The sequence below is a fragment of the Pseudomonas serbica genome (assembly GCF_028823535.1).
GTDB classification, from domain to species: Bacteria; Pseudomonadota; Gammaproteobacteria; order Pseudomonadales; family Pseudomonadaceae; genus Aquipseudomonas; species Aquipseudomonas serbica.
Genome location: NZ_JAQIYM010000018.1, coordinates 22,894 through 37,361 on the forward strand (window position 1 = coordinate 22,894; position 14,468 = coordinate 37,361).

Below are 14,468 nucleotides of genomic sequence, written 5' to 3' on the forward strand. Positions count from 1 at the left end.
TCGCGTGGATCAGTACGCGGACGCGTTATCGACTTTGAAGTTGTACAACTGACGGGCCGACCCATAGCGCTTGAAGTCAGCCGCCTTGTGCTCGAAACCGGCGCGATTGAGCAGCACCTGCAGTTCTTCCAGGTGCTCGGCACGCATCTCTTTCTCGATGCAATCGGAACCCAGGGACGCGACGCTGCCCTTCACGTAGATGTGGGTTTCATACAGCGAGTCGCCCAGCGCATCGCCGGCGTCGCCGCACACCACCAGGCGCCCGGCCTGGCCCATGAAGCAACTCATGTGGCCAATGCTGCCGCCGACCACGATGTCGATGCCTTTCATGGAAATCCCGCAACGGGCCCCGGCATCGCCTTCGATCACCAGCAAACCGCCATGGGCGGTGGCGCCGGCCGCCTGGGACGCGCTGCCCTTGATGCGCACGCAGCCGGACATCATGTTTTCCGCGACACCGACACCGGCGTTGCCGTGCACGGTGATGCTGGCTTTCTGGTTCATGCCCGCGCAGTAATAACCGGCATGCCCCTGGATATCGATGGACACGGCCTGGTTCACCCCGACGGCGAGGTTGTGCTTGCCGTTGGAGTGGGTCACCACCCATTCGCGGTCTTCTACGTTGTGAACCTGGTCATGCAGCGCCTGGTTGAGGTCGCGCACGCTGGCGATGGAAAGATCGATGGTTTTCATGTGTGCGCTCCTTAAGCTGACTCGCGTTCCCAGATGTACAAGGTGGCCGGTGCCGGCTCCCAGATCCTGGCGTTTTCAATGCCCGGCAGGCTCGACAGCGCCTGATACTCAGAGGCCATGGCCACGTAGTCGTCGGTCTCGGCGAGGATCGCCGGCTTGCAGGCAATCGGGTCGCGGATCACCGCAAAGCCGTTGCGGGTGCCGATGGCGAAGGTGAAGAACCCGTCGAGGTCTTCCAGTGCATGGTCCAGCGCTTCTTTTAGCGAGTCGCCTTGCTGCAGGCGCCAGGTCAGGTAACCGGCGGCCACTTCGGTGTCGTTGTCGGTTTCGAACTGGATGCCTTCACGCTTGAGTTCCTGGCGCAGGCGGAAGTGATTGGACAGCGAGCCGTTGTGCACCAGGCACAGGTCGGCACCGGTGGAAAACGGGTGGCTGCCTTCCATGGTCACCGCGCTCTCGGTGGCCATGCGGGTGTGGCCGATGATGTGGCTGCCCTGCATGCCGGCCAGGCCGAAGCGTTGGGAGATTTCCTGGGGCAAGCCCATGCCCTTGAGGATTTCGATGCTCTGCCCGGCGCTCATGATGCGCACGCCCGGCGCCAGTTCGGCGAGGACCAGGCGTACTGGCGCCTCCTCGGCGTGGATCTTCAAGACGGCGGCGCTGGCGTTTTGAAACCAATCCAGCGAACAGCCCAGACGGCCTTCCAGTTCACCCATCAGGGCGCTCCAGTCGAAGCTTTCGGTGGTGGCCTGCAGGGTCAACTTGACCCAGCCATCGGCCACTTCATCGCCGTAGATGGCGAAGCCGGCACTGTCCGGTCCACGGTCGGTCATGGCCTGCAACATCGGTTCGAAAAGTTGGCCCAGCCGGGATTCCAACTGCGGGTTTTTCAGGTAAAGACCTACGATTCCACACATATAACAGTCCTCACTGCGTTCGGCAGCCGCCAGTTTCAAGCGGCGAGATGGTTCGTTTGAGATCGCCGTATGGCGCTTAGAAAAATTCGGTGTAGCGCTGTACTTCCCAGTCGGAAACATGGCGGCTGTACTCCACCCACTCCATGCGCTTGAGCTTGATGAACTCGCCGACGATCTGCGGGCCCAACACCTCGGCAAACAACGGGTCGGCCTCTAGCGCATCGCAGGCTTCCTTGAGCGACTGCGGCAGGGTCTTGATGCCGCGCGCGGCGATCTGCTCCAGGCTCAGGCTGTAGAGGTTTTCGTTGCACACCTGGTCGATTTCCAGCTGGCGGTCGATGCCGTCCAGGCCCGCGGCGATGATCGCGGCGCTGACCAGATAGGGGTTGCAACCGGCGTCCGGCAGGCGGAATTCCAGGCGGCCGTACGGCACGCGAACCATCGCCGAACGGTTGTTGGCACCGAAGGCAATGAACGCCGGGGCCCAGGTCGCGCCGGACAACGAATTGCCCACCACCAGACGCTTGTAGGAGTTCACCGTCGGCGCCGCGAACGCGCAGAGCGCCGGGCCGTGGGCGAGCAAGCCGGCGGCGAAGTGATAGGCCATTTTCGACAGGCCCATGCCACTCGGGTCGCTGGCATCGAAGAACAGGTTCTTGTTCTCGGCGCTGCTGATCGACAGGTGAAAGTGCATGCCGTTGCCGGCGCGTTTCGGGTCGGGCTTGGGCATGAACGAACAGATCATGCCCAGGTCATTGGCGATCTCGCCGGCGGCCATGCGAAAGAAGGTGAAGCGATCTGCCGAGGTCATGGCGTCGCTGTAGGTGTAGTTGATCTCGAACTGGCCGTTGGCGTCTTCGTGATCGATCTGATAGACCTCGAAATCCACCGCCTGCAAGGCTTCGGTCAGGCGCTCGAGAAATACCCGGGAACGCGACAGGCCTTTGTAGTCGTAGCAAGGCTTGTCCAGGTTGTCGCTGAGATCGACCAGTTGCAGCTTGCCCTGCTCGTCGCGACGCATCAGGTTGAACTCAGGCTCCAGGCCGGTATTGAGGGTCCAACCCTTATCCTCCAGGCGGCGGATCTGCTGCTGCAATACATAACGGCTGTCATAGGGATGGGGTTTGCCGTCGACATGACCGACGCACACCACCCGGCCATACCCCGCCTGCCAAGGCACGGGCGTCAGCGTGGACAGGTCACCGCGGGCCATGAAGTCCGGACCGTGCGGCTCCATGCCCATGCCACTGATCGCGAACCCGGCAAAACCGGCGCCCTCTTCGGCCACCGTCTTGAGCCCACAGATCGGCACCGATTTAGTCTTGGCCGCTCCGTGGATATCGACAAACTGCGCAAGCACGTACTTGATCCCGTGCTTGTCGATGATGCGCTGGGTTTCTGCTGGCAACATTGCTCGTCACTCCTCGCGAAAGGCAAATCAGTTGTGGGTTGGCCCTGACTTTCTCTTTATTCCTGAAAAGAAAGTTTGTTTCCCTATAGGAATGCAAGGCCCTTGCCAGCTTCGCGAGCAGTGGGCGAAAAATGTTATCTGCGCTGTTTATATGGGAAAATTCTTTTCCCCATGGGAATATTGCCCGGCGGATGCAGCATCCCCCGACGCCGCGACTTGCACTTTCTCAGTGCGAAACTAATATTACTGAACGGAAAGTGTGCAGGATCCGATGACTATGCCGACCGAAACTGCCCCGCGCCTCAAGCTTGAGCAATACCTGGGTTTGCAGATCAAGCGCCAGCGCCAGGCCCAGGACCTGAAACTGGCCGATGTGGCGAAGATTGCCGATATCAGCCAGGGCATGTTGAGCAAGATCGAAAACGCCCAGGTCTCCACCAGCCTCGACACCCTCAGCCGCCTGTGTGACGTGCTGGGCCTGCCTATGTCGAAACTGTTCAGCGAGTACGACCAGCAGGATGGCAGCGCGTTATTGGTCAAGGCCGATCAGGGGATGGAGGTGGTTCGCCGCGGGACCGAGAAAGGTCATACCTACCATTTGCTCAATCACACCCGTGGACCGAAGAAAAGTTTCGAGGCCTATATGGTGAGCATGGATGACGCCAGCGAAGAGTTTCCGACCTTTTCCCACCCGGGGACGGAGTTTTTGCATTTGCTGGAAGGCGAGCTGATTTATCGCCATGGCAATCAGCTGTATCGCATGGAGGCTGGGGACAGCCTGACCTTCGAAGGGGAAATTCCCCATGGGCCGGAGGAGTTGGTGCAGGTGCCGATCCGGTTGCTGTCGATCATGAACTATGGGAACGACTCGTAGGATCAGCCAAGGCGAGGCAGCCTACGAGCCGACCTGATCCCAAGTGAACACATGATCGTTCCCACGCTCCGTGGGAACGATCCCCGCCCGGATCTCGCCAGGCGGGATTTTTTTAATTACCCAACCTCACCGCCTTCACGCAACCGGAATCAACGGATCCGCTGCCGCCAATGCGCTTTCGCGGTTGGCCGCCGGCGGGTAGATCCACACGGTGTTGATCTGGGTCTTCAGCGACTTGCCTTCCTGGCGGGTCAGCTTGACCTGGCGATCCCAACCCTCGGTGTAGACCGCTCCCCAAGTCCCCAGATCCAGGCAGGTCACGTATTTGGGCTGGCTGTACGGCGTCGGGTCCACGCCGAGGATCTGCGCGGCAACGTTGTTGCCGGCATGCCGGCCCAGCGCGATGGCGTGCTGGCAGGTCATCAGCGCGTAGTTGCCGATGTCATCGGAGGCGGCGTAGGCGACGTCGCCGGTGGCGAAGATGTCGGGCTGACCGATGACCTGCAAATGAGCATCGACGTGCAGCCGGCCCAGGTGGTCGCGTTCGGCGGGGATCTGCTCGGTCAGCGAGCTGGCACGCACGCCGGTGGTCCAGATCACGGTCCGGGCGTCGATGCGCTGGCCGTCGGACAGGGTCACACCGTTTTCGTCGACGGCGACCACCGAGGCGTTGAGGTACCAATTGACGCCGGTTTCCTCACTGGCTTCGACGATCTTCTCAGCGATTTGCGGGCCCATGGAGCCGCCAACCTTGCTGCCACGATCGACGATGATCACCTTGAAGTCCGCCCCCTCGCCGAGGATGGCGCGCAAGCGAGTGGGCATTTCAGTCGCCGTTTCGATGCCGGTAAAACCACCGCCGGCCACCACCACCGTGTTGCGAGCCTGGCTCTGCGGTTGGTTGACCAGGGACTTGAGGTGGGCTTCCAGGCGCATGGCCTGCTCGATCTGATCGACGTCGAACGCATGTTCGGCCACACCCGGGGTGCCAGGCAGTGCGAGACGGCTGCCGGTGGCCAGAACGAGTTTGTCGTAGATGAAGAGGTGTTTTTCGCCTTGGGCGTCAACGTAACCCACTCGTTTCTGCTCGACATCGATGGTCTCGGCAGCCCCCTTGATGAACTTGACACCGACTTCATCAAACAGCTCGCCGATGGGCGCCGCCAGTTGATGGGCGTTTGGCTCATAGAAGCGTGGTCGCACACGCAGTTCGGCCTGAGGTGCCAGTACCGTCACCTCAACGTCATGGTGGCCGTGGATATCGAACAGGCGAGTGGCGCTCAAAGCGCTCCACATGCCACCAAAACCTGCGCCAATGACCAGAATGCGTTGTTTCATTTTTTACTCCAGGGGAAAAACCAGGCAATGAAATGGGCTCAGGGGTAGGCACTCGCGTTCTCTCGGAGGCGTCTGCGCTCCCGACCTGATAACTACGACTTTATTGATCGTAGTTAAATCGGGCAAGGTGTTTTTTTCAATGGTTCGAATCGACGCCATCGATACACCGGCCAAACCGCACTGAATCCGATGCTGCCGAGGCTTTTGCAGCGCCTGGAGAAAATCGCAATCGTTGCCCGGCATAAGGCTCAACTGCTAGTATTTGCGACAACATTTGTCGGATATAGATATGTCTCTTTACAGCGCGGGCGTCGAGTACGGTATTCACTGCCTGATTTTCCTGGTGGGCAACGGCGGTGAGACCCGCGAGGCAAGCGTGCGCGACCTTGCAGAGTTGCAAGGCGTGCCGCTGGACTATCTGGCGAAAATCTTCACCAAACTGGCCAAGGCAAAACTGGTGGTCGCCACCGAAGGCGTGCGGGGTGGTTTCAAGCTGGCGCGGCCGGCCGATGAGATCAGCCTGCTGGACATCGTCAATGCCATCGACGGGCGCAAGGCGATTTTCGAATGCCGGGAAATCCGCGGTCGCTGCGCGTTATTTGAAGGCCAGGCTCCCGAATGGGCGCTGGACGGCCCTTGCTCGGTACACGCCGCCATGTTGACTGCGCAGAAGCGCATGGAAGAAGCCCTCGCCCAACAGACCATCCTGGATATCGCCAGGAGGGTCGGACGAAAGGCACCGGCGCAGTTCAGTGCGCAGGTCGAAAACTGGATGAGTGATCGGCGAGAAAAGAAAGGTACCGCCAATGCCCAGGACAATGACGCTCAGCTAATCAAGGTCACCGAGATCGGCGACTAACCCCTACAGGCAGTCCCGCACTGCCTGGCGCATTGCCGCTGACTTTGCCCAAGGCGGCCCCTGGTATAGCGAAACCCGGCTGCCATCCTTGTACTTGACGATATCCAGCACCTCATCGGCCGTTATGATGCTCGGCGCGGTGATCCGGTAGCCGTTGGAAATCGATGTCTGAGTCGTCTTGGCTACATCCTTTTGCCATGCCGGCAATACACACGCGGCGACGTCCTTGGGTACCTTGTCGCTCGGCTTGTTGTAGTTCGGCTCCCCTGGCACCAGGGACGCCGGCAACGAACACCCCGACAACAACGCCATTACCACTCCCCCCATCAACATTCGACTCATGAAACATCCTTAAACCTGAAAAAATAAAATGTAGCCTGTTGTCGCACTGACAGCCATTTTGTTGCATCGAGCCTCAAGGGCTCATGCCGTTATCGCCGGGATCCGGGTAGGAGCGCTTGTTGAGATAGGTCGTCCATCGTTCGAAGGCGTCGTGCTGCCATTGACTGACCCTCTCCCACTCCGGCCCGCTGAACTGGTGCCCGGAAATGAGATTCATCATCTCGCTGGTGGCCGCATCCAGATCGGCTTTCAGTGCCTGGGCATGCGCCCGGAAGTCATCGGTTGTCGTCATTTTGAACGGACCCTGCCCTGGTAAAATGTCGGCACTTCACTACGACAGCAAACGACGGCCAATCTTCCGGACCGCGCAAAATTCCCGACCGAAGGTAGCCCTTTGGCATCAGACGAACACAACGCCCCGCCACGGGATAGGGTCTAAAATTGGGTAGCACAACCTTACGGGAGATCATCATGTGGCTCAACGAACATGAACAGACGCTTCGGCGTGATCTGCAAGGGCTGGCATCGGACCTGCGCTGGTCGGCGGTAGAGCTGCTGCGCATCGCCGAACAACTGCGCCTGTCGGGCAACGATGTCGACGCAGAAGCCGTGAGGCGCCTGTGCGATTTGTTTCAGGGCGATGAACAACGGCTGTCGGGTTATGCCGAGGAAGTGAAGGCCAAGATCATCAGTCGAAACAAGGATAAATAGCGGGTGTCATGCCGTGAACAAGGCACTGGTCACGGTGCTGGCGGGCTGCAGCACCGATTCGCAGGTCTATCAGGATCAGCCGCTGGTGGCAAAGGTCGAGACCGGGATGAGCAAGGCAACCGTCCCGCAGCAGCGACGGCTATCGCGTCGTTATCCTAAAGAAAAAGCCCCGGTGAACCGGGGCTTTGCACCTGCCTTCATGTCGCTTGCTGATTGCGAGGCTTGTTTGAACGGGTTTTATAACCAGGCAGCGCAGCCGCAAAAGCCAGCGCTTCTTCCCGACTGGCAAACGAGCCAAGCCGGTCGCCTTGGGTGCAGACGCGCCACGGGCCGTTATTCACACTTAGTACGTCGTAACCGTTCATGTGCATCTTGTTCAACATCGGAACGCTCATAGTCACCTCCACCTTGGCAGTGATCAGGATTGACTTGCCTACCTTACACCCCCTGCCGTGAAGATGCCGACCAGACGTCGAATCAGGACTGCGGCAACGGGATTGCACTTTTAGACAACTATGCAACTCCAAATGTCCAGGAAACAGGCAATGGGTTGCGGCCCGTATATTGCATTTTTGTTACCATTTTGTGACAGCCCTGGATTGAACTTACAAATGAAAGTACGCGCAACCGTCATTTGCGAGCAAGACCGGCACGTCCTCATGGTGCGCAAGCCCAGGAGTCGCTGGATGTTGCCCGGCGGCAAGGTTGAACCCGGTGAGACCGCGCAGGATGCCGCCGCGCGCGAGTTGCAGGAAGAAACCGGACTGGGTGCCGACGATATGCTGTACCTGATGGAACTGGAATCGGGGGGTACCCGACACCATGTCTACGAAGCATCGTTGTCGAGTCCAGATCAGGCGCGACCGCAAAACGAGATCTTCGATTGCCTCTGGTTCCCGCTGGACTCGGTGCAGAACCTCAACCCCAGCGACGCCACGCTGCGAATCATCAGCGCATTTCGGCGTCGCCTTTAGGCCTCGCGCTTCAGCCCTGGTCGCCACCGCCCACCGGCATGACCATGCCGGTGATGTAGGACGCCTCGTCGCTGGCCAGGAACAGAATCGCAGCGGCCTGCTCGTCGAGGGTGCCGTAGCGCTTCATCAGGCTGCTATCGAGGGTCTGATCGACGATCTGCTGGTACCAGTCCTTCTCTTGCTCAGTCTGCTCGGCCGCGTTGCGCGGCACTCGCCGTGGCGGTGCCTCGGTGCCGCCGGGGGCAGTGGCATTGACCCGGACACCACGACCGGCGGTTTCGAACGCCAGGCAAGCGGTCAGCGCGTTCACCCCGCCCTTGGCTGCACCGTAGGGCACACGGTTGACGCTGCGGGTGGCGATCGACGACACGTTGACGATCGCACCACTGCCCTGCTCCAGCATGTACGGCAAGGCGGCATGGCAGCACCACAGGGTCGGAAACAGCGAACGGCGCACCTCGGCCTCGATCTGCGACGCTTCGTAGTGCTCGAACGGCTTGGCCCAGATGGTCCCGCCGACGTTATTGACCAGCACATCGAGACGAGCAAAACGCTCGACGGCCGCTTGCATGACCCGATTGCATTCCTCGTATTGCTCAAGGTCGGCGGTCAGGGCCAGGACCTGGCTGTGCAGGGCCAATTGCTCCTGCACCTCGAACACCAGGTCGGAGCGATCGACCAGGATCAGCTTCGCGCCTTCAGCGGCCATGCGCTCGGCAACGCGCCGACCGATACCTTGTGCAGCCCCGGTGATCAGCGCGACTTTGTCGTGGAATCTGTTCATGTGTACCTCGTGGGTTTTCTGGGTCTCAGGCCGCGCTGGCGGCGAATTTCTCATAGTAGAAATTGGCCGGCGCAATGCCCTGCTCACGAATGAACTGGCTGACCGCCTCGACCATCGGCGGCGGACCGCACAGGTACACATCGACGTCGCCGTCGTTCAAGTGCCCGGGCTCGATATGCTGGGTCACGTAGCCCTTGCGCGGGTGCTGGCTGTCCGGGTTGGCCACGCAGGCGCTGTAGGTGAAGTTGGGGATGCGCGCGGCGAAGGCTTCCAGGCGGTCGAGTTCCACCAGGTCGAAGTCGTTGGTCACGCCGTAGATCAGGTGCAGCGGGTGCTCACTGCCCTGCTCGGCGATCTTCTCCAGCATCGCGGTGAACGGCGCCAGCCCGGTGCCGCCGGCCAGCAGCAACAACGGCCGACGGATATCGCGCAGATAAAAACTGCCCAAAGGACCTGCCAGGCTCATGCTGTCGCCGGCCTTGGCCATGCCGGTAAGGAAGCTGCTCATCAGGCCACCAGGCACGTTGCGAATCAGGAAGCTGACTTCACCGTCGCGCTGCAGCGAACTGAACGAATAGGCGCGGGTCTGCTCGCTGCCGGGAACGCCGAGGTTCACATATTGGCCTGGCAGGAACGCCAATTTGCTCAAGGACTCGCCCTTGATCGACAGGGCGATGGTGCTGTCGGACAACTGGCGCACGGCGCTGATGGTGGCGTCATAGCTGGCCTGGCTTGTACGGCAGACATCCGAGGACACCGGCACCCGCACCACGCAATCGCTCTTGGCGCGCATCTGGCAGGTCAGGACATAACCCTGCCCGGCCTCTTCGGGGCTGAGGGCATCTTCGATGTATTCCTCACCCAGATCGTAGCTGCCCGCTTCGGCAAAGCACTTGCAGGTGCCGCAGGCGCCGTCGCGGCAGTCCAGCGGAATATTGATGCCCTGGCGGTAAGCGGCATCGGCCACGGTTTCGCCGGCATTGGCGTCGATGAACCGGGTGACGCCGTCTTCGAAATTGAACGCAATGGAATGGGTCATGACGGCTGCCTCACAAGTGGTAAACATCGATGACCTGGCGAACGTAGTCGTTCTTCAGGATCACTTTCTTGGCCTTGATCAGCGGGTTTTCACCGCGCACGTCGAGGGTGTAGAAACTGCTGCCGAAATAGCTGTCGACGGTCTTGTAGCGAAAGCTCAGGGTGTGCCAGTTGAAGCGCACCTTGCACAGGCCGTCGGCTTGTTCGAGCAGCTCGATGTTGCTGATGTTGTGGGACGTGCGGGTGTCCGGCACGCTGGCACTGGAACGCTCGGTCTTGATGCGGAACACGCGGTCTTCCAGGCCCGTGCGGTTGCCGTACCAGATCAACGAGATTTCCCGCTGCGGGTCCTCGGTCAGTTCGTCGTTGTCGTCCCAGGACGGCATCCAGTACGTCGCGTCGGGGGCGTACATTTCCAGCCATTCGTCCCACTGGCGGTCGTCGAGGTAGCGTGCTTCACGATAGAGGAAGTCGCGCACCGCTTCATAGGAAAGGGTCATTGCACGTCCTCCACGGCGATCAGTTTCGACTGCTCGGCCGCCAAGGCCTTGAGCATGGTCTGCTGCCAGTACTTGTGTTGCAGCACGAACAGGCCTTCGTCTTCGGTACGCACGCCGCTGAGCAGCGGGTGCAGGTCGATTTCCTTGGCCGCCTCGTCAGCGCCTTCGATCCAGTGCTCGGCGCCACGGGACATGTCGTTCCAGGTGGTGACGCTGCCCTGGTAGCTGGTCTGGCAGGAGCGGAATTCTTCCAGGTCGTCCGGCGTGGCCATGCCGCTGACGTTGAAGAAATCTTCGTACTGACGAATCCGGCTCGAACGCGCGTGGTCGCTTTCGCCTTTGGGGGCGATGCAATAGATGGTGATCTCCGTGCGGTTGACCGAGATCGGCCGGGCGATACGGATCTGCGAGCTGAACTGGTCCATCAGGTACACGTTGGGGTACAGGCACAGGTTGCGCGAGTTCTCGATCATCCAGTCGGCGCGGGCCTTGCCGAAGTCCTGGGCGAGCTCGTCGCGACGTTCGTACAGTGGACGGTCCTCGGGGTTGGCCCAGCGGGTCCAGAGCAGCATGTGGCCTTTGTCGAAGGAGTAAAAACCACCGCCCTGCTTGGCCCAGCTACCGGCGCTCATGGTCGGGTTGGTGTCACCGGCTTCGCGCTGTTTGCGCTGGTTCTGGGTGGCTGCGTAGTTCCAGTGCACGGAGCTGACGTGGTAACCGTCGGCACCGTTTTCGGCGGTGAGTTTCCAGTTGCCTTCGTAGATGTAGCTGGAAGAACCGCGCAGCACTTCCAGGCCGTCGGCGGACTGGTCGACGATCATGTCGATGATCTTCGCCGACTCGCCCAGGTGCTCGACCAGCGGCACCACATCAGCCTTGAGGCTGCCGAACAGGAAGCCGCGATAGGACTCGAAGCGCGCAACCTTGGTCAGGTCGTGGGAGCCTTCGCAGTTGAAGCTCGCCGGGTAGCCCGCCTGGGCCGGATCCTTGACCTTGAGCAGCTTGCCGGAGTTGTTGAACGTCCAGCCGTGGAACGGGCAGGTGTACGAGCTTTTGTTGCCGGATTTATGCCGGCACAGGGTCGCGCCGCGATGACTGCAGGCGTTGATGAACGCGTTCAGCACACCGTCCTTGTTGCGCGCGATGAAGATCGACTGGCGCCCCATGGTGGTGGTGTAGAAATCGTTGATGTTGGGGATCTGGCTTTCGTGCGCCAGGTACAGCCAGTTGCCTTCGAAGATGTGTTCCATCTCCAGATCGAACAACCGGGGGTCGGTGAACATCTCGCGCTTGCAGCGATAGATGCCCTGCTCTGGGTCGTCTTCAAGCAGGGATTGCAAATATTCAGGTCGCAGGGTCATGGCCGCCGCCTCCATTGTTATTGTTCAGGCAGGGGTCATGCTAGGACGGGGCGATGGGGCGGACTATCCGCGGGGTGCAGACCTTTATCCGTTTTGTGCAGGGGCTTGGGATGGACACCGCCCCCCCTTTGTAGGAGCTGGCTTGCCAGCGAAAGCGGTGGGTCAGGCAACTTCAATGTCGCCTGATACGCCGCCTTCGCTGGCAAGCCAGCTCCTACAGGGGGTCGGGTTGACTCAGTGGCGGCGCTTGAGGGTGTCGGACGGCAACTCGCCGAACTGCTTGCGGTAGCTGTCGGAGAACCGGCCCAGGTGCAGGAAGCCGTAGTCCATCGCCACCTCGGTAACGTTGCGCACGTTGCAGGTCGGGTCGCTCAGGCAGGCGTTGATGCGCTCCAGACGTTTCTGGCGCAGGTAGTTTTTCGGCGTCACGCCGGCGTTGCGTTCGAACAGGCCGTACAGCGAACGCAGGCTCATGTGCGCCTGGCGCGCCAGTTCTTCGCTGTCGATGTCCTGCTTGAGGTTATTGGCGATGTAATCGGCAATCGCCTCGAAGGTCGCCGTCTGCGAGCCCAGTTCAAGGCGGCAGACATTGGTTTTCATCAGGCTGAGCATCTTGCTGACGATGATCTGCGTGTAATGTTCCTGCACCCTGGGAATCTGCTCGGTGGACTCGGCCTCCTGGCAGATCATTGCCAGCAGGTTGACGAATCCTTCCAGTTCATCGAGCTGATAACGGTTTTCCAGGAACCGCACGCCCTGCCCCGGATAGCGCCAGCGCTGCTCATCGCAGACGGACTCGAACAAGCGGGTCGGGACTTTGAGGATGAATTTTTCGCAATCGGCAGAATACGTCAGGTCCACCGGATCGTCTGGGTTGATCAGCAACAGTTCGCCGGGGGCGAAGTAGTGTTCCTGGCCGTGACCACGCCACAGGCAGTTGCCGCGCAGCAGCACTTGCAGGTGGTAGATGCTCTCCAGCGCGCCGGACGTCACCCGCACACTGGCACCGTAGCTGATGCGGCACAGGTCGAGACTGGCGAATTTACGATGATCGAGGCTGGCCAGGGGGCGACCGGCGCGGGGCATGAGGATGCAGTGATTACCGACGTGCTGATTGACGTAGCCCGACACCGCGTAGGGGTCGGCATGGTCGAATACTCTGCTGCGCTGACTCAACAGTTGAGTTTGCATAATCGGGTCACTCTCATTGTTATTATGGATTGCATCGAGCCATTCTAGAACACTGCATCAGTCGCCAGAGATTTTCCAGACAGCTAACCGAAACCCATGTGGGAGCGAGCCTGCTCGCGAAAGCGGAATGTCAGTCAACATTGATGTTGACGCTGACTCCGTCTTCGCGAGCAGGCTCGCTCCCACAGGGTCGTGCGATCAGTCTTCCAGTGCGCGAACCCGCTCGTGGCGCTGTTGCTCTTCCGGCTGGGCGGACGACTGCAGGGTGAAATCGAATTCGATTTCGGCAAAACGACCGCTGACACCATGGGCCGCCGCGCGCTGTTGATCGTCGCTGAAAGTGATCTTGGCGATCAGCTCATCACGGGTGGCGTAGGCGAAGTCGTCATGCAGGTACTTCTCGCCATCCAGGTTGATCTGGGTCGTTAGGTGGCGATGATCCGCCGCGGAAATGAAGAAGTGCACGTGCGCCGGGCGCTGGCCATGACGGCCCAGTTGATCGAGCAGTTGCTGGGTCGGACCATCCGGTGGGCAGCCGTAGCCCGACGGCACGATGCTGCGGAAACGGTAGCGGCCTTCGGCGTCGGTGACGATGCGGCGACGCAGGTTGAATTCCGATTGCGTTGGGTCGAAGTACGAGTAGGTACCACCGGTGTTGGCGTGCCACACGTCCACCACGGCACCGGCCAGGGGTTCGCCGGCGGTGTTGAACACGCGACCTTGCATGAACAGGGTCACACCTGGATCGACGCCGTCGTCCAGGCGCGCTTCGCCCTGGGACAGCGGTGCGCCGGCCACGTACAGCGGGCCTTCGATGGTGCGCGGGGTGCCGCCGGACTTGCCGGCCTGCTCGTCTTCGGCGTCCATCAGCAGGTCGAGGTAGTGCTCCAGGCCGAGACCGGCCACCACCAGCCCGGCTTCCTGGCGTGCACCCAGCACGTTCAGGTAGTTGACCGCTTTCCAGAACTCTTCCGGGGTAACCGCCAGGTCTTCGATGATGTTCACCGAGTCACGCAGGATGCGGTAGATCAAGGCCTTGGTGCGTGGGCTGCCGGCATCATTGTGCAGGCCGCTGGCCTCTTCGAGAAATTTCTGGACTTCGGCAGTGTGGGAAATCTTGACGTTCATTCTGGGTTCCTCATCTTGTAATTATTAGCGTAGCGCGCTGGACAGGCTGGGCTCAGCGGTCATCGTCACGGATGGAAGAAGGATGCCGGCACATCGCGTCGATCTCGATGGCCATGTACGGAAACAGCGGCAGTTGCATCAGCAGGTCATGCAGCTCCTGGACGCTGTCGACATCGAACACGCTGTAGTTGGCATAGTGGCCGGCGATGCGCCACAGGTGACGCCACTTGCCCTGCTCTTGCAGGCGCTGGGCCAGGGCCTTTTCGTCGGCCTTGAGCTTGGCCGCCGCTTCAGGATTCATGTCGACCGGCAGGTTCACGGTCATTTTTACGTGGAACAGCATAATG

The 14,468-nt window shown here is 60.5% G+C and carries 18 protein-coding genes and 1 pseudogene; 5 read left to right on the forward strand and 14 right to left on the reverse strand.

Features of this window, described 5'->3' with window-relative positions; all coding sequences use genetic code 11:
* Positions 1–9: 9 nt before the first annotated feature.
* The 3 genes from NQL71_RS25520 to glnT form a co-directional block, all read right to left on the reverse strand.
* The gene (locus tag NQL71_RS25520; RefSeq protein ID WP_046817537.1) at positions 10–693 is read right to left on the reverse strand and encodes a GltB/FmdC/FwdC-like GXGXG domain-containing protein; all 684 of its coding nucleotides are present in this window, start codon (positions 691–693) and stop codon (positions 10–12) included.
* An 11-nt stretch (positions 694–704) separates the two neighbouring features.
* Positions 705–1,610: a class II glutamine amidotransferase gene (locus NQL71_RS25525; protein ID WP_274643555.1), complete on the reverse strand. Its 906-nt coding sequence runs from the start codon at positions 1,608–1,610 to the stop codon at positions 705–707.
* Between the two features lie 76 nt (positions 1,611–1,686).
* On the reverse strand, positions 1,687–3,021 hold the full coding sequence (gene glnT, locus NQL71_RS25530) for a type III glutamate--ammonia ligase (protein ID WP_046817539.1): 1,335 nt from the start codon (positions 3,019–3,021) through the stop codon (positions 1,687–1,689).
* A 271-nt stretch (positions 3,022–3,292) separates the two neighbouring features.
* Here glnT and NQL71_RS25535 point away from each other — a divergent pair, with 271 nt between their 5' ends.
* Positions 3,293–3,895, forward strand: a complete 603-nt coding sequence (locus NQL71_RS25535) for a helix-turn-helix domain-containing protein (protein WP_077186073.1) — start codon at positions 3,293–3,295, stop codon at positions 3,893–3,895.
* A gap of 135 nt (positions 3,896–4,030) precedes the next feature.
* Here NQL71_RS25535 and NQL71_RS25540 read toward each other — a convergent pair whose 3' ends face one another.
* A complete protein-coding gene (locus NQL71_RS25540) occupies positions 4,031–5,233 on the reverse strand; it encodes an NAD(P)/FAD-dependent oxidoreductase (RefSeq protein WP_077186072.1) in 1,203 nt (400 codons plus the stop codon).
* A gap of 289 nt (positions 5,234–5,522) precedes the next feature.
* Between NQL71_RS25540 and NQL71_RS25545 the strand changes: the two genes are divergently transcribed.
* The gene (locus NQL71_RS25545) at positions 5,523–6,092 is read left to right on the forward strand and encodes an RrF2 family transcriptional regulator (protein WP_046817542.1); all 570 of its coding nucleotides are present in this window, start codon (positions 5,523–5,525) and stop codon (positions 6,090–6,092) included.
* A 3-nt stretch (positions 6,093–6,095) separates the two neighbouring features.
* Here the strand turns inward: NQL71_RS25545 and NQL71_RS25550 are convergent, their stop codons facing one another.
* Both NQL71_RS25550 and NQL71_RS25555 read right to left on the reverse strand, forming a co-directional pair.
* A complete protein-coding gene (locus NQL71_RS25550; RefSeq protein ID WP_046817543.1) occupies positions 6,096–6,434 on the reverse strand; it encodes a hypothetical protein in 339 nt (112 codons plus the stop codon).
* A 73-nt stretch (positions 6,435–6,507) separates the two neighbouring features.
* Positions 6,508–6,726, reverse strand: coding sequence for a hypothetical protein (locus tag NQL71_RS25555; RefSeq protein ID WP_046817544.1), 219 nt, complete (start codon positions 6,724–6,726; stop codon positions 6,508–6,510).
* 179 nt (positions 6,727–6,905) lie between these two features.
* Here NQL71_RS25555 and NQL71_RS25560 point away from each other — a divergent pair, with 179 nt between their 5' ends.
* Entirely contained in the window at positions 6,906–7,145 is a 240-nt protein-coding gene (locus NQL71_RS25560; protein WP_046817545.1) for a hypothetical protein, read from the forward strand.
* A 13-nt stretch (positions 7,146–7,158) separates the two neighbouring features.
* Positions 7,159–7,275, forward strand: a pseudogene (locus tag NQL71_RS25565) (osmotically-inducible lipoprotein OsmE); the annotation flags it as partial.
* A gap of 67 nt (positions 7,276–7,342) precedes the next feature.
* Here the strand turns inward: NQL71_RS25565 and NQL71_RS25570 are convergent.
* Positions 7,343–7,540 carry a hypothetical protein gene (locus tag NQL71_RS25570; RefSeq protein WP_046817546.1) on the reverse strand — a complete coding sequence of 66 codons (198 nt, stop codon included), beginning with the start codon at positions 7,538–7,540 and terminating at the stop codon, positions 7,343–7,345.
* 216 nt (positions 7,541–7,756) lie between these two features.
* On the opposite strand from NQL71_RS25570, the gene NQL71_RS25575 reads away from it, so the two are divergent.
* The gene (locus NQL71_RS25575) at positions 7,757–8,119 is read left to right on the forward strand and encodes an NUDIX hydrolase (protein ID WP_046817547.1); all 363 of its coding nucleotides are present in this window, start codon (positions 7,757–7,759) and stop codon (positions 8,117–8,119) included.
* A 10-nt stretch (positions 8,120–8,129) separates the two neighbouring features.
* On the opposite strand, the gene NQL71_RS25580 is transcribed toward NQL71_RS25575, so the two are convergent.
* From NQL71_RS25580 to catC, 7 genes are all read right to left on the reverse strand, one after another.
* A complete protein-coding gene (locus tag NQL71_RS25580; RefSeq protein WP_046817548.1) occupies positions 8,130–8,903 on the reverse strand; it encodes a 1,6-dihydroxycyclohexa-2,4-diene-1-carboxylate dehydrogenase in 774 nt (257 codons plus the stop codon).
* A 25-nt stretch (positions 8,904–8,928) separates the two neighbouring features.
* Positions 8,929–9,942 carry a benzoate 1,2-dioxygenase electron transfer component BenC gene (gene benC, locus NQL71_RS25585; RefSeq protein ID WP_046817549.1) on the reverse strand — a complete coding sequence of 338 codons (1,014 nt, stop codon included), beginning with the start codon at positions 9,940–9,942 and terminating at the stop codon, positions 8,929–8,931.
* 10 nt (positions 9,943–9,952) lie between these two features.
* Positions 9,953–10,441, reverse strand: coding sequence for a benzoate 1,2-dioxygenase small subunit (gene benB / locus NQL71_RS25590; protein WP_046817550.1), 489 nt, complete (start codon positions 10,439–10,441; stop codon positions 9,953–9,955).
* Positions 10,438–11,802: a benzoate 1,2-dioxygenase large subunit gene (gene benA / locus NQL71_RS25595; protein ID WP_274643556.1), complete on the reverse strand. Its 1,365-nt coding sequence runs from the start codon at positions 11,800–11,802 to the stop codon at positions 10,438–10,440. Before benA ends, benB begins: the two co-directional genes overlap by 4 nt.
* Before the next feature lie 234 nt (positions 11,803–12,036).
* A complete protein-coding gene (locus NQL71_RS25600) occupies positions 12,037–12,996 on the reverse strand; it encodes an AraC family transcriptional regulator (protein WP_046817552.1) in 960 nt (319 codons plus the stop codon).
* A 195-nt stretch (positions 12,997–13,191) separates the two neighbouring features.
* Positions 13,192–14,121 (reverse strand): catechol 1,2-dioxygenase, encoded by a 930-nt coding sequence (gene catA, locus NQL71_RS25605; protein WP_046817553.1) that lies wholly within the window; start codon positions 14,119–14,121, stop codon positions 13,192–13,194.
* Between the two features lie 52 nt (positions 14,122–14,173).
* Positions 14,174–14,464: a muconolactone Delta-isomerase gene (gene catC, locus NQL71_RS25610; RefSeq protein ID WP_008053771.1), complete on the reverse strand. Its 291-nt coding sequence runs from the start codon at positions 14,462–14,464 to the stop codon at positions 14,174–14,176.
* Between the last annotated feature and the right edge of the window lie 4 nt (positions 14,465–14,468).

Coding starts and splice junctions, on each gene's coding strand:
- NQL71_RS25520 (WP_046817537.1), bottom strand. CDS start 693: ATGAAAACCATCGATCTTTCCATCGCCAGCGTGCGCGACCTCAACCAG.
- NQL71_RS25525 (WP_274643555.1), bottom strand. CDS start 1,610: ATGTGTGGAATCGTAGGTCTTTACCTGAAAAACCCGCAGTTGGAATCC.
- glnT (WP_046817539.1), bottom strand. CDS start 3,021: ATGTTGCCAGCAGAAACCCAGCGCATCATCGACAAGCACGGGATCAAG.
- NQL71_RS25535 (WP_077186073.1), top strand. CDS start 3,293: ATGACTATGCCGACCGAAACTGCCCCGCGCCTCAAGCTTGAGCAATAC.
- NQL71_RS25540 (WP_077186072.1), bottom strand. CDS start 5,233: ATGAAACAACGCATTCTGGTCATTGGCGCAGGTTTTGGTGGCATGTGG.
- NQL71_RS25545 (WP_046817542.1), top strand. CDS start 5,523: ATGTCTCTTTACAGCGCGGGCGTCGAGTACGGTATTCACTGCCTGATT.
- NQL71_RS25550 (WP_046817543.1), bottom strand. CDS start 6,434: ATGAGTCGAATGTTGATGGGGGGAGTGGTAATGGCGTTGTTGTCGGGG.
- NQL71_RS25555 (WP_046817544.1), bottom strand. CDS start 6,726: ATGACGACAACCGATGACTTCCGGGCGCATGCCCAGGCACTGAAAGCC.
- NQL71_RS25560 (WP_046817545.1), top strand. CDS start 6,906: ATGTGGCTCAACGAACATGAACAGACGCTTCGGCGTGATCTGCAAGGG.
- NQL71_RS25570 (WP_046817546.1), bottom strand. CDS start 7,540: ATGAGCGTTCCGATGTTGAACAAGATGCACATGAACGGTTACGACGTA.
- NQL71_RS25575 (WP_046817547.1), top strand. CDS start 7,757: ATGAAAGTACGCGCAACCGTCATTTGCGAGCAAGACCGGCACGTCCTC.
- NQL71_RS25580 (WP_046817548.1), bottom strand. CDS start 8,903: ATGAACAGATTCCACGACAAAGTCGCGCTGATCACCGGGGCTGCACAA.
- benC (WP_046817549.1), bottom strand. CDS start 9,942: ATGACCCATTCCATTGCGTTCAATTTCGAAGACGGCGTCACCCGGTTC.
- benB (WP_046817550.1), bottom strand. CDS start 10,441: ATGACCCTTTCCTATGAAGCGGTGCGCGACTTCCTCTATCGTGAAGCA.
- benA (WP_274643556.1), bottom strand. CDS start 11,802: ATGACCCTGCGACCTGAATATTTGCAATCCCTGCTTGAAGACGACCCA.
- catA (WP_046817553.1), bottom strand. CDS start 14,121: ATGAACGTCAAGATTTCCCACACTGCCGAAGTCCAGAAATTTCTCGAA.
- catC (WP_008053771.1), bottom strand. CDS start 14,464: ATGCTGTTCCACGTAAAAATGACCGTGAACCTGCCGGTCGACATGAAT.